Here is a 13290-nt window from a genome sequence, read left to right as displayed (position 1 = left end):
AGATTGACCCCGGCCGGTCAAAAACTCTTCACAGACATCGCATAAGTTTACTAAAGTCCAGTGCGCGCGCCGGGCCGAGCCGACCACTCCGCCGCCGCGCACGACCATCAGCGACCGGGGGAACGTCGTCGCCATGGGGAGGGGCAGGCGGGTCCGACCGCCGCCACGGCACACGTCACCTCTTCGAGCCGGGCCCCCGTCTGCCCTCCTCATGGAAAACGGGGTGTCCTCTTGCGTTCCAGACCCGGGCTTGTCATGCCCGCTGCGCGGAAAGCCGGCCGTCTCAGACGACTCGTCCCCTCCGTGCTCGCCCTCGCCGTCCTCGCCACGGTCGCCGGCCGCCCGGACCTGTCCCACGACCGGGCCGCCGACTTCAGCCCGGTGGCCGACAGTTACGACGGCTTCGACGCCAAGGCCGCCGAGCAGCTCCGCCAGGACCAGTGCCTGATGACGGAGGTGCTGCGCACGGGCGGCGCGGCCATGTTCGGCACCGCCCAGGACGGGCTCGACCAGACCCCGGACAAGCTGCACACCGCGGCGAACCGCGAGTACTGGAACACCACGCCGCTGTCGACGGCGTACGACAAGGACAAGGACACCGCCGACAAGGCGGGCGACGCCCTCGACGCGTACGTCGACGTGTGGAAGAAGCCGCTCGACGGCCTGAGCACCCCGGCCGGATTCACCGAGACCGGGTTCCACTGGCCGCCGGGGACCACCGGCACCGGCCCGAGCTTCTTCGCCCAGACCGGCCTGAGCCAGTGGATCCAGGCCCAGTTCTGGAAGGCGGAGGACGACTTCTACGAAGATCCGACCCCGAAGGCCGACGCCGCCGCGCTCAAGGCGGTCAAGGACCTCGGCACCCCGCTCTACGGCGGTGACCCGGACCCCTCGCTCCCCGGCCCGCAGTGGCAGCAGGCGTACGCCGAACACCAGGCGTGGGACGGCCTGGTGAACTCGTCCATGCAGCCGACGGGCACCGACGACGCCCGTGTCTTCCTCTCCTTTGGCGGTTTCCCGCGCACCGCGCCCGAGCCGGGCAGCGTCGAGTACCGGATCGCCGTGGAGGACCTGAAGACCCGGTTCGCCTCCTGCGACTGGCGCGGCCCCGTCGACCCGGACCGGGTCCTCGGCAAGGAGGTCGCGGACGCGTCCGCCGAGTGGCAGCGGGAGATCGCCGCCCAGAGCACCCAGCGCGACCGGATCCTCAACGCGAACCGCGACGCCACCAAGGCCCTCGCCACCGGCTCCAAGGCGCTGGGCGAACTGCTCGGCCAGTCGTGGATCGCCGACCGCCTCGCCCGCTGGCAGGACTACTGGTCCGCCGGCGGCCCCGGCTGGATCGGCGACAGCCCGATGATCGTGCACGCGCACGGCGCCGCCGACAAGTGCCTCGAAGTGGGCGGCGGCAAGAAGGACAGCGGCACGCCGGTGCAGATCTACACCTGCAACGGCTCGGTCGGGCAGAAGTGGGCGATCAGCGGCGACGCGCTGGTCAACGTCAACTCCGGCAAGTGCCTGGAGGTGAAGGGCGGCGCCGCCGCGAACGGCACCGTGGTGCAGATCGCCACCTGCAACACCAAGAGCACCGCCCAGAAGTGGGAGTACGGCACCCACGCGACCAGCCGCCTGTACAACCCCGCCACCGGCAACTGCCTGGACCTCGCGACCTACGACAACGGCCGTGACACCCGGATGTGGGACTGCAAGGGCACCGACCCGCAGAAGTTCGACTTCGCCCCCTCCGGCCACAACGGCACCGACAAGCTGGACTATCCGACCAAGGCCCAGTTCGACAAGGCGAAGAAGGGCGTCACCGACGCCCAGACCGCCGCGAAGACCCAGCTCGACCTGCTCAAGACGCAGGTGACCGCGGCGAAGAAGGCCGCCACCGACACGGACACCGCCACCCAGGCCGCCTACGCCGTCGCCGACCAGGCCGGCGCCCCGCGCGGCCGGGGCCTGCTCGTCGGGCAGCAGAAGGCCCAGGTCACCAAGGCGTCGGCCGCCGCCCTCGACGCCCTGTCCAAGGCCGGCGACACCGCCTACGCGGCGACCAAGGCGGCCGCCGGGGACAGCGCCACCATCGCCGCCCGCGCGGTGACGCAGGCCGCGCAGTCGAAGGCCGCGTTCCGTACGGCCGCCGCCCAGGAGGCCAACGCACAGGCGAAGGCCGCCGCCGACGCAGCCGCCGTACAGGCGCAGACCGCCAAGGCCGCGCGCGACACGGCGAAGGCGAAGCTCGGCGAGACCCAGCAGGCGGAGGCCGACGCGAAGGCGGCCGCCGCCACCGCACACGCCAAGCGGCTCTCCGCCGAGGCCGAGGAGCAGACGGCGAAGGCGGAGAAGGAGACCGCCGCGGCCAAGCAGGCCGAGGCCGCGCAGCACAAGGCCAACGCCGAGGGGTACGCGAAGACCGCCGCCGAGGCCAAGGGCCGGGCGGACACCGCCGAGTCCACCGCCCGTGCCAAGCGCCAGGACGCGGAGGCCGCGCGGGACCGTGCCAAGGGCAAGTCGGACGACGCGTGGGACGCGCAGAGCAAGGCGAACGCGGCCCGCGCGAAGGCCGACGCCAAGGACGCCTACGCCGACGCGCACGACTCGGACGACGCCGCGACCGATTCCCGGGCGGCGGCGGACGACGCGGACCGGGCGGCCGACGACGCGGAGACGGCGGCGGGTTCGGCCCGCACCGAGGCCGACGCGGCGGGCCAGGCCGCGGCCGACGCCGACGCCGCGGCCACCCGTGCCGAGGCGGCGGCGAAGCGGGCCCGTTCCGACGCGGACGACGCCCAGGCGGCCAAGCTGAAGGCCGACGCGGCGGTGCGCACCGCGACCAGCGCGGCGGCCGACGCCATCAAGGCCTCCCAGGACTCGGCCGCCGCGGCCCGTACCGCGGTCAAGCTGGCCGACGAGGCCGAGCAGCACGCGGCCGACTCCAGGAAGCAGGCCGACGCGGCCAAGGCCGAGGCCGCCAAGGCGGTCGCGGGCGCGGCCGACGCGGCCGGTCACGCGTACACGACCGCACAGGCGGCCGAGGCCGCCGGAGCCTCCGCGCAGCAGGTCGCCGCGCCGGCCAACGACGCGATCCAGCTCGGCTCGCCCTACGTGGACACCGACTCCGCGGCCGGGCTCGCCGTCCTGGCGGGCCAGTCGTCGAAGACGATCGCCGAGCAGCAGCAGGCCGTCGCCGAGGCGCACGCCGCCAACGCGCAGAAGAACGCCGAGCAGGCACAGAGCCTCGCGAACGCGGCGACCGGCGACGCGAAGGCCGCGTACACGATCGCCGCCGAGGCGGCCGGTCACGCGGCGGACGCCCGCAAGTCGTCGAAGGAGGCGCTGGGTTACGCCTCCGAGGCGGCGCAGTACGCGGCGGACGCGCAGAAGTCACTGGCGCGCACCATCGAGTACGACCAGCAGGCCACCGCGGACGCGGCGGCCGCCGACCGGGCGGCCGGCAACGCCGAGGGCTACGCCAAGGACGCCCGGGACTCCGCCGACCAGGCGGCCCTGGACGCGGACGCGGCCCGTACGGCGGCCGCCGAGGCCGAGCAGTCGGCGAAGGACGCCCGCGCCGCGGCCGACCGCGCCGACGCCGAGGCCACCGCGGCCGAGGAGGCGGCCAAGGACGCCCAGAAGTACGCCGACTCGGCCCAGCAGGCGGCCGACGCAGCCGAGCGCGAGCAGGCCAACCAGACGGTCTCGACCGGTTCCGGAACCGGAATCGACGGTGTCTTCTACGTCATCGAGAAGGTCACCGAGGCGGCGCCGGGCAAGCAGCTCAACGAGTGCGACTACGTACCCCAGGGCTGCACGGTGACGTACGAGCTGCACCTGAACGTCACGGCCAGCTACTACTACTGCGCCGACCCCGACGTCCCCGCCACCGAGGCAGGCTGCCCCAAGGCGGACTGGATCTTCCTCAAGACGGTGACGCTCAAGGACCAGAAGAACGAGTGGACGCACCACTTCAGCTTCGGTGACATCACCCGCATCGGCTGGCAGAACCTCTTCGGGGACAAGGCCGGCGCGGTCCTGTACGAGATCGTGCTGGGCGACGTCGCCAGGTGCTACCACGGCGACAAGTCCAGCTGCGCCTGGGCCGCCGCGATGGCCGTCCCGCCCTCGATGGCCGAGAAGCTCGCCGAGGGGGTCAAGCTCGCCGCCCGGGTCGAGGAGGCCATCAAGACCGGGGAGAAGGCCGCGGAGGTCCTCGCGGACCTGAAGAAGATCTACGGTGAGTCCGGTGCCGCCCAGGCGCTCGCCGACGCCTCCAGCGAGGCGGGACTCGCGCTGCGCATCGCGAAGGGCGTGGCGGAACGGGCCAAGATCGCCCGGGGCACCCTCGACCCCAAGCTGCTGGCCCGGCTCGACCAGGCGGGTGTGAAGTACAAGAAGGCGGAGACCATCTGGGTGATCGAGTACGCCAAGCCCGGGGTGAACCTCGCCTGGCTGGAGAAGGGCAACGTCAACGCGGGCCTGACCCACATCATCTTCCGGCACGCCGGAGAGTTCGCCGCCGCAGGCGTCCGGATCGAGGACATCCCGGCGCTCGTGAGCAAGGCCCTGACCGAGGGCACGAGGGTCGGCACCCAGGGGGCCGGCCGGCCGATCTTCGAGGTCGTCTTCAACGGCAGGACCCAGCGGGTCGCCGTTAGCGTGGGCGACAACGGATACGTGATCGGAGCGAACATCGCATGACGTCCGAAGAACCACGGAGCCTGCTCGTGCAGGCGCGGGGCGAGCCGTCTCCGCTGTACGAGCCGGAGGACCGGGCGGCCCACGACGACCTCGGCGCATTCACCCGCGCGGTCCCGCTGGACGACGACCGGCTGGCCCTCCCGGCGGACCTGGCGGACGAGCTGCGCTCCTGGTCGCTGTCCCGCCCGCCGGAGGGTTCCGGCTCCCGCCCCGCTCTGCGCAAGCACGTCGAGCGGGGGCTGGCGACCGCCCGGCGGCTGGCCAGGCGGCTCGGGCCGGAGTGGTCGGTGCGCTACTGGGACGAGCGGCACCGGACGGCGAAATGGCTGTGCTGGGGCTGTGACCGCCTGCACTGGGAGCACGACGAACACGGCACCCCGCCGCATCCGCTCGACCTCACGGTGGAGGGCGAGTACCAGTACGGTCCGCTGCGCGCCGACGGCTTCGGGGACTTCTTCCCCGACGACCCCGCCGCCGGACTGGCCCTGTCCGACGGCCTCGTCGCCGATCTGTACACCTGGGCGAAGGCCATCGACACCACCCTGAACCTGTATCTGCGGGACCGGGACGAGGCCAAGTACGAGGACGAGTGGCAGCGGCTGTTCCACGAGGGCGCGGAACTGACGAAACGCGTCGCCCATGAGTCCGGCCCCGCCCGCAGAGTGACCTACAAGGGCGTGGCACACGGCGGCCTGACCACAATGACGTCGGTCACCTGGCAAGGGGACCGGCAGGTGTAGCCCGCGGATCCGGTTCCGCACCAACGGCGTTCCGCTCCGGGGTGGCTCCCGGGGCGGAACGCCGTTTCGTGTGTGCGGTCAGGGTGCCTCGCGCGGTGCCGTGCTCGCCCGCTCCGTCAGCCGGGGTGCGAGCAGCGTCGCCTCGGGTACGTCCGGGTCGCCGCCGAGCTTGCGCATCAGCAACTCCGTCGCCCGTTCGCCGAGTTCGGCGGCCGGCAGGGGCACGGACGTCACCGGGACGCGCAGCCCCGCGGCCAGTTCGTCCGGGCAGATCGCGGTGAGCGACAGGTCGGTGGGGACGCGGAGGCCGAGTTGCTCGAAGGCGTCGACGAGGGGTTCCAGGACCGCCTCATTGTGGACGACGACCCCCGTCAACGCAGGCTGTTCACGCAGCAGTTGCTCGGCGACCCGGCGCGCCGCCGCCGGTGTGGCCTCGCAGGGGTGGACGGCGGACGCCATGCCGTTGCGGTCGGCGGCGGTCGTGAAGCCCTGGACGACCCGCTGGGCGAACGCCGTCTCCCGGACGTACACCTCCGGCGGCGAGCCGACCAGCGCCACCACCCGGTGCCCCAGCCCCGCGAGCCGCTCCACGCACAGCTCACCGGCCGCCCGGAAGTCCAGGTCGACGCAGGTCAGGCCCTCGGTGGCGGCCGGGAAACCGATCAGTACCGACGGCCGTTCCAGTGCGCGCAGCAGCGGCAGCCGGGGGTCGTGGAGCTGGACGTCCATCACGATCAGGGCGTCCACCAGCGCCGTGTCGGCGACCCGGTGCAGGCCCTCCTCGCCCTCCTCCTGGGTGAGGAGGAGCACGTCGTGGTCGTGGCGGCGGGCCGCCGTCACCACCGACACCGCGAACTGCATGACCACCGGGACGTGGATGCCGGCGCGCAGCGGGATCACCAGGGCGAGGACGTTGGAGCGGCTGCTGGCCAGGGCGCGGGCGCCGGCGTGCGGGCGGTAGCCCAGCTCGCGGATGGACGCCTCGATCCGGCGCCGGGTCTCGTCCGAGATCGGGCGCTTGCCGCTGAGCGCGTAGGACACCGTGCTGGGGGAGACCCCGGCGTGCCGCGCCACGTCCGTGATCTTCACCATCGGCCCAGCTCCAGCGAGAGGAACCCGGTCCCGGCCCGGGCGTGTGCCGTCCGCTCGCCGGCCGTCAGGTTCCAGGCCGCCGCCGGATCACTGCACGAGGCCCGCAGGGTGTCCCCTTCGCGTACGACGGTGAAGGTGACGTCCCCGACCGGGACCGTGACCCGGTCACCGCGACCGAGGCCGAAGGCGTGCAGAGTCACCCCGTCGGCGTGGTCGTAGTCGGGGCGGTCCGCCACCGCGCCGACCGGGATCACGGCCCCGGGGCGGACCAGGAGCGGGACGCCGAGGAAGCCGTGCTGCTCGCGGACCCAGCGGGGGCCGGTGACTTGGTGGCCGGTCAGGAAGTGGGTCCAGGTGCCGGCGGGACAGTAATATGTCACATATCCCTCGTCCTCGAACACCGGCGCCACCAGCAGATCCGCCCCCAACATGTACTGCCGCTCCAGATGCGCACACCCCGGATCCTCCGGGAACTCCAGCACCATCGCCCGCATCACCGGCACCCCCTCCGCCGAGGCGGTCCGCGCGGCCTCGTACAGGTAGGGCATCAGGCTCAGCTTCAGCCGCGTGAAGTGCCGCAGCACGTCCACCGACTCCTCGTCGAACAGCCACGGCACCCGGTACGACGACGACCCGTGCAGCCTGCTGTGCGAGGACAGCAGCCCGAAGGCCAGCCACCGCTTGAACAGCGCCGGCGTCGGGGTGCCCTCGAAGCCGCCGATGTCGTGGCTCCAGTAGCCGAAGCCGGACAGGCCCAGCGAGAGCCCGCCGCGCAGCGACTCGGCCATCGACTCGTAGGTCGCCTCGCAGTCCCCGCCCCAGTGCACCGGGAACTTCTGGCTCCCGGTCGTCGCCGACCGCGCGAACACGACCGCTTCCTCCTCCCCCCGGTGCTTGCGCAGCACCTCGAAGACGGTCCGGTTGTAGAGGTAGGTGTAGTAGTTGTGCATCCGCTCGGGGTCCGAGCCGTCGGACCAGGCCACGTCCACCGGGACGCGCTCCCCGAAGTCGGTCTTGAAGCAGTCGACCCCCTGGTCGAGCAGCGCCGCCAGCTTGCCCGCGTACCAGTCACGGGCCGCCGGGGACGTGAAGTCCACCAGTGCCATCCCCGGCTGCCACAGGTCCCACTGCCACACGCTGCCGTCCGGTCGCCGCAGCAGGTGCCCCAGCGCCTTCCCCTCGGCGAACAGCGGCGACCGCTGGGCGATGTACGGGTTGATCCACACGCACACCCGCAGCCCGCGCTCGTGCAGCCGCCCCAGCATCCCCTCCGGGTCCGGGAACACCCGCGGATCCCACCGGAAGTCGCACCAGTTGAACTCCCGCATCCAGAAGCAGTCGAAGTGGAAGACGGACAGCGGCAGTTCACGCTCCCGCATGCCCTCGATGAAGGACGTCACCGTCTTCTCGTCGTACGAGGTCGTGAAGGAGGTGGACAGCCAGAGCCCGAAGGACCAGGCGGGCGGCAGCGCCGGGCGGCCGGTCAGGGCCGTGTAGGTGCGCAGGATGTCCTTCGGGGTGGGGCCGTGGATGACGTAGTACGTCAACTGCTGCGACTCGACGCTGAACTGGACCCTGGACACCGCCTCCGAGCCGACCTCGAACGACACCTTCCCCGGGTGGTCGACGAAGACGCCGTAGCCCGCGTCCGTGAGGTAGAAGGGGGCGTTCTTGTAGGCCTGTTCGGTGGCGGTGCCGCCGTCGGCGTTCCAGATGTCCACGACCTGGCCGTTCTTGACGAGCGGGCCGAAGCGTTCGCCGAGGCCGTAGACCGAGGTGCCGACCTTCAGGCCCAGCTGTTCGCGCAGGTAGTGGGCGCCCGTGGCGGTGTCCCGCATGATGCCCATGCCCTTGGGGCCGCTGGAGGTCAGGGTGCGGCCGCCGGCGAGGAAGTCCAGCCGCCAGGGGGCCGTACGGCTCAGCCGCAACGTCAGCGAGCCGGAGACCAGGGTCGCGTACTCGTCGTCGTACGTCACCTGGGACGCGAAGTCGGCCTTCCGGAGCTCGAACCGCGGGCCGCGTGGCTGCTCGCCCTCGAAGTGGGTGAAGGTGACGCCGATGACGTTCGGCATCGGTGTGTGCGCGCTGATCGTCACGACCGGTCCCCTCAGCAGGTCGCCGCGGTGGCGGATGGGCTGGGTCGGCGCATGGATCTCCAGGGCGCCTTCCGCGGCCGTGACGTCGAGGATCTCGACCGGGTGGGCCGCGGTGACGCCCTCGCGCAGCAGCCAGTAGCCGTCGGTGAACTTCACTCACGAACCTCCTATTTGACGGCCCCCACGGCGATCCCCCGGGTGAGCGTGCGCTGGAAGACGAGGAAGAAGACGACCGCCGGGAGCACGCCGAGCAGGGCGGCCGCGTTGGTCATGGTGGCGTCCATCAGGCGCTGGCCCTGGAGGACGCCGAGGGCGACGGACACCGTCTGGTTGTCGTTGGAGATCAGCATGACCAGCGGCAGCAGGAACTCGTTCCAGGTCCAGACGAAGAAGAAGACCAGCAGTACGCCCAGGGTCGGGCGGCTGACGGGTACGACGATCCGGACCAGGATCTGCCACTTGTTCGCGCCGTCGATCCGGGCCGCCTCGACGATCTCGCGCGGGAACTGACCGAGGACGGCGGAGAGCAGGTACGTCCCGAAGGCCGACTGGATCACCGTGAACACGATGATCACGCTGAGCCGGGTGTCGTAGAGGCCCGCCTCCTTGCTCAGGTAGTAGAGCGGGTAGACCAGCGCCTCCTGCGGCAGCAGGTTGGCGAGGACGAAGAAGGCGAGGACCCAGGTACGGCCCCGGATCCGGCCGATGCCGATCGCGTACGCGTTGAGGACGGAGAGGGCGGTGGCCAGCAGGGCCACCGAACCGCTGATGAGGGTGGAGTTGACGAGCTTGCGGGTGTAGTCGACGCGCTGCCAGAAGTCCTTGAGGCCGTCCAGGTAGAGGCCGTGCGGGAGGCTGAGCGGGCCGTTCTGCGAGTACTCCGCCGGGGACTTGACCGCGTTCATCGTCACGATCAGGAAGGGGACGACCATGAAGAGGGCGGCGAGGCAGAGGGCCACCAGTACCGGGTAGCGGCGTACGGCCGTCATGCGTCCTCCGCGCGGTTCTGCAGCTTCAGGCCCACCACGGCCAGGGCCAGGACGAGGACGGTGAGGACCGTGGAGATCGCCGAGCCGTAGCCGACCTGGGTCTTCTCGAAGAACGTGGTGAAGGAGAAGTAGGAGGGGACGTCGGTGGCGCCGCCCGGGCCGCCCTTCGTCAGGACGTACACCGCGCCGAAGACCTTCAGCGCGGCGATCGTGCACCAGGTCAGGACGACGTACACCTCCGGGCGGAGCTGCGGCAGCGTGACGTGCCGGAAGCGGCGCCACCAGCCGGCGCCGTCCAGCTCGGCCGCCTCGTACAGCTGGGGGTCGACCCGGCCGAGCCCGGCCATGAAGACGACCAGCGGGAAGCCGAGCTGCACCCAGACCAGCACGCCCATGACCGTGTAGAGGGCGAGGTCGGGGTCGCCGAGCCAGTCCTGCTGCCAGCCGCCGAGGCCGACCGCCTTCAGGAGGGCGTTGAGGGAGCCGTCGTCCGGGGCCAGGATCCAGCTCCAGACGATGCCGGCGACCGCGACCGGCAGGACCTGGGGGAGGTAGAAGCAGGCGCGCAGGACCGCCGCGATCCGGGTGCCGAAGTGCTTGCCGATGTAGTCGAACAGGGCGGCGGCGAGGAGGAGTCCGAGCGCGGTCGGGACCGCCGCCATCGCGACGACCATGAAGAGGCTGTGCCGGAACGACGCCCAGAACTCGGAATCGTGCAGCAGCTCACGGTAGTTGGCGAGCCCGGACCAGTGCGGGCTGCCCACGCCCTGCCAGTCGGTGAAGCTCACCCCCGTGTTCATCAGGAACGGCACGATGACGACGGCGAGGAAGGCGAGGGCGCCGGGGAGGAGGAAGAGGGCGTACGAGTCCCGGCGCACCCTCACTTGGTGCCCTTGTCGTACGCCGTCTGGAGGTTGCTCAGATAGGCGTCCGGCTTCTCGCTGCCGGTGATCAGCTTCTGGGTCTCGGAGACGAGGGTGTCGTAGAAGCCGGCGACCGGCCAGTCCGGGTAGAAGGCGAGGCCGTCCCGCTTGCTCACGGTGTTGAAGTCGGCGATGAGTTCCTTGGACTTGGGGTCGGTGACGGCACTCGCGTCGGCGGCGACCGGGACCCCGCCCTTGTTGCCGAGCAGGTTCTGGATCTTCTTCGACATGGTGATGTCGATGAAGTCGTAGGCGAGGTCCTTGTTCTCGGAGTTCTTCGGTACGACCCACAGGTTGCCGCCGGAGCCGAGGGTGAGGTCCGAGCCGGGCCACAGGAAGCTGCCCCAGCCGAACTTGGCGTCCGACTGGAAGCGGCCGTACCACCAGCTGCCGGAGAACAGGATCGGTGACTTGCCCTGGATGAAGGAGACCCCGGCCTGCTCGGCGGTCGTGCCGGACGACGTCTTCGCGATGTAGCCCTTCTTCACCCAGTCCGCGAAGGTGGTCGCCGCGTACGTCCATGCCTGGTCATGGAAGTCGACCTTGCCCTGGTACAGCTCGTAGGCGTCGACCCATGAGCGGTCGGCCTTCGAGAGGGCCAGCTGGTACAGGTACTGCTGGGCCATGTACTCGGAGCCCGAGTCGGCGAGCGGGGTGATGCCCTTCGCGACGAACGTGTCCATCGCCGCCGTCAGGTCGTCGAACGTCTTCGGCTCGGCGATCCCGTACTTCTCGAACAGGTCCTTGTTGTAATAAACCATGGTGTACTCGGCGTAGTTGGGCACCCCGTACCACTTGCCGGAGCCCATCACGCCGTCGGCGTCGTACTGGCTGGTGGTGCGCACGCCCGCGCTGAGCTTCTTGTCCCAGCCGCGCTTCGTCGCCTCGGCGGTCAGATCGGTGAGCAGGCCCTGCTTGGACAGCAGGCCCGCCGTCGCGTTGCCCTTGTTGTACTCCATGATGTCGGGGGCGTCTGAGGAGTTCAGGACCATCTGCGCGGTCTTCTGGATCTGCTCGAAGCTCTTCTCCTCGTACTTCACCTTGACGCCCGGGTGGGTCGCCTCGAACTCCTTGATGGCCTCGTTCCAGGCGACGCCCATCGCGCTGGTCGGACCCTCGTAGTGCCACAGCCGCAGCGTCTTCCCGTCGGACGTGCTGCCGCCCGAGCCGCCGCAGGAGGCGAGGAGCAGCGATCCCGCGAGGATCGCCGCCGCGGTCGCGGTGCGCCTTCGTGCCGTCAACATCCAGTGCCTCCAGGGGAGTCGGATGGATGGTGCATGGTGCTCGTCCCGCGTCGAATCGGTTCGATGCCGGACGTCGAAGCGCTTCGACGCAGGACGGTAGGTGCGGGCTGTGAGGGCGTCAATGGGTGCGGCGGGAATTGCCGGAAGCGATTCGACGGGTGGCGCTGACGAGGAATGCCGTGGTCGCCGCGGCGAGCGGTGCGGTGAACGCGGCCGTCGGGGAGAGGTGCTCGGCCGCCCAGCCGCCGAGTGCGGAGCCGCAGGCGATGCCGGTCAGCAGGGCGGTGACGACCAGGCTCATCCCCTCGTTGAGGCGGTCCGCGGGGGCCCGGTCCTGGACCAGGGTCATCGCGGTGACCATGGTCGGGGCGGTCGCCATCCCGGCCGCGAGCAGGGCGGCGGCGAGCGCCCAGAGGCTGTCGAAGGCGCGGGCGGCGAGCAGGGGGAGGGACATCAGCGCCGCCATCGCCGACAAGCAGACGGGAAGCCTGCGTTCGGCCGGGCCCGTCGGCCTGAACGCCCCGTACAGCAGGCCCGCGGCGCAGGACCCGGCCGCCTGGAGGGCGAGCACGGCACCGGCCGCCGAGCGGTGGCCCTGGGCGTCGGCGTAGGCGATGGTGACGACCTCCATCGAGCCGAACACCGCGCCGGTCGCGACGAAGCAGGCCAGCAGGGGGCCGACGCGCAGCGGGGTGCGCGCGGTGCCCGTCCCGGCCCGGGTCGGCGGCTCGGTGGCCCGCTGGGCGGCGAACAGCAGCGCGCCGGTGAGCAGCAGCACCGCGCCGACCAGCGTGCCGGCCTCCGGGAAGAAGGTGCCGGTCAGGAAGGAGGCGAGGACCGGGCCGAGCATGAAGCACAGCTCGTCGGCGGCCTGTTCGAAGGAGTTCGCGGTGTGCAGGGCGCCCGGGTCGTCGCGCAGCAGGTGCGCCCAGCGAGCCCGGGACATGCCGCCGAGGTTGGGGGTGGTGGCGGTGGCCGCGTAGGCGGCGAACAGCGTCCAGTCCGGGGCGCCGTAGCGGACGCAGAGCAGCAGGGCGAGGCTGCCGAGCACGGCGGTGACGGTCGCGGGTACGGCGATCCGGGCCTGCCCGTACCGGTCGACGAGCCGTGCGATCCAGGGCCCGGCCAGCCCGGTGGCGGCGAGGCCGGTCGCGGTGACGGCACCGGCGAGGGCGTACGAGCCGCGCGACCCTGCGATCATCACGACCGCGCTGACGCTGAACATGCCCATGGGAAGGCGGGCCAGCAGGTTCCCGGCGGTGAAGGCCCGGGCGCCGGGGCGGGCGAAGAGGCGGCGGTAGGGGCCGGGCGGGTGGCGGCGGGGACCGGAGCGGAGACTGGAACGGCGGTGGAAGCGGGGGCCGAAGTCGACGGTGACGAGGGAGTCGGCGGTGACGGTGTGCATGTTCGGTGCGGCGGGTTCGGTCGGTTGTGGCATGGACACCACCGTCGCCCCGGGCCGATCAAGAGGTCCAACACCTGCTCGGCGCCGATTCACGCACTGG

8 protein-coding genes are annotated in these 13290 nt (G+C 71.3%); 2 read left to right on the top strand and 6 right to left on the bottom strand.

The window, feature by feature from the left end:
• Positions 1–255 precede the first annotated feature (255 nt).
• Both ACWGKQ_RS30640 and ACWGKQ_RS30635 read left to right on the top strand, forming a co-directional pair.
• Positions 256–4701: an RICIN domain-containing protein gene (locus ACWGKQ_RS30640; protein ID WP_453295247.1), complete on the top strand. Its 4446-nt coding sequence runs from the start codon at positions 256–258 to the stop codon at positions 4699–4701.
• Positions 4698–5441: a hypothetical protein gene (locus tag ACWGKQ_RS30635; RefSeq protein ID WP_453295246.1), complete on the top strand. Its 744-nt coding sequence runs from the start codon at positions 4698–4700 to the stop codon at positions 5439–5441. Before ACWGKQ_RS30640 ends, ACWGKQ_RS30635 begins: the two co-directional genes overlap by 4 nt.
• A 78-nt stretch (positions 5442–5519) precedes the next feature.
• On the opposite strand, the gene ACWGKQ_RS30630 is transcribed toward ACWGKQ_RS30635, so the two are convergent.
• The 6 genes from ACWGKQ_RS30630 to ACWGKQ_RS30605 all read right to left on the bottom strand — a co-directional run bounded on the left by ACWGKQ_RS30630 (position 5520) and on the right by ACWGKQ_RS30605 (position 13223).
• Positions 5520–6533 (bottom strand): LacI family DNA-binding transcriptional regulator, encoded by a 1014-nt coding sequence (locus ACWGKQ_RS30630; RefSeq protein ID WP_453295245.1) that lies wholly within the window; start codon positions 6531–6533, stop codon positions 5520–5522.
• Positions 6527–8785, bottom strand: a complete 2259-nt coding sequence (yicI, locus tag ACWGKQ_RS30625; RefSeq protein ID WP_453295244.1) for an alpha-xylosidase — start codon at positions 8783–8785, stop codon at positions 6527–6529. The genes ACWGKQ_RS30630 and yicI overlap by 7 nt, the downstream gene beginning before the upstream one ends.
• Before the next feature lie 11 nt (positions 8786–8796).
• On the bottom strand, positions 8797–9618 hold the full coding sequence (locus ACWGKQ_RS30620) for a carbohydrate ABC transporter permease (protein ID WP_453295243.1): 822 nt from the start codon (positions 9616–9618) through the stop codon (positions 8797–8799).
• Positions 9615–10502, bottom strand: a complete 888-nt coding sequence (locus tag ACWGKQ_RS30615) for a carbohydrate ABC transporter permease (protein ID WP_453295242.1) — start codon at positions 10500–10502, stop codon at positions 9615–9617. The genes ACWGKQ_RS30620 and ACWGKQ_RS30615 overlap by 4 nt, the downstream gene beginning before the upstream one ends.
• Entirely contained in the window at positions 10499–11785 is a 1287-nt protein-coding gene (locus ACWGKQ_RS30610) for an ABC transporter substrate-binding protein (RefSeq protein ID WP_453295241.1), read from the bottom strand. Before ACWGKQ_RS30610 ends, ACWGKQ_RS30615 begins: the two co-directional genes overlap by 4 nt.
• 118 nt (positions 11786–11903) lie before the next feature.
• Complete coding sequence (locus ACWGKQ_RS30605) at positions 11904–13223, bottom strand: MFS transporter (protein WP_453295240.1); 1320 nt, start codon at positions 13221–13223, stop codon at positions 11904–11906.
• Positions 13224–13290: the final 67 nt, after the last annotated feature.

The sequence above is a fragment of the Streptomyces sp. NPDC054770 genome, from assembly GCF_053611985.1.
Note: the sequence above shows the minus strand (reverse complement) of the source record. Positions and strands in the feature narration are given on the sequence as shown.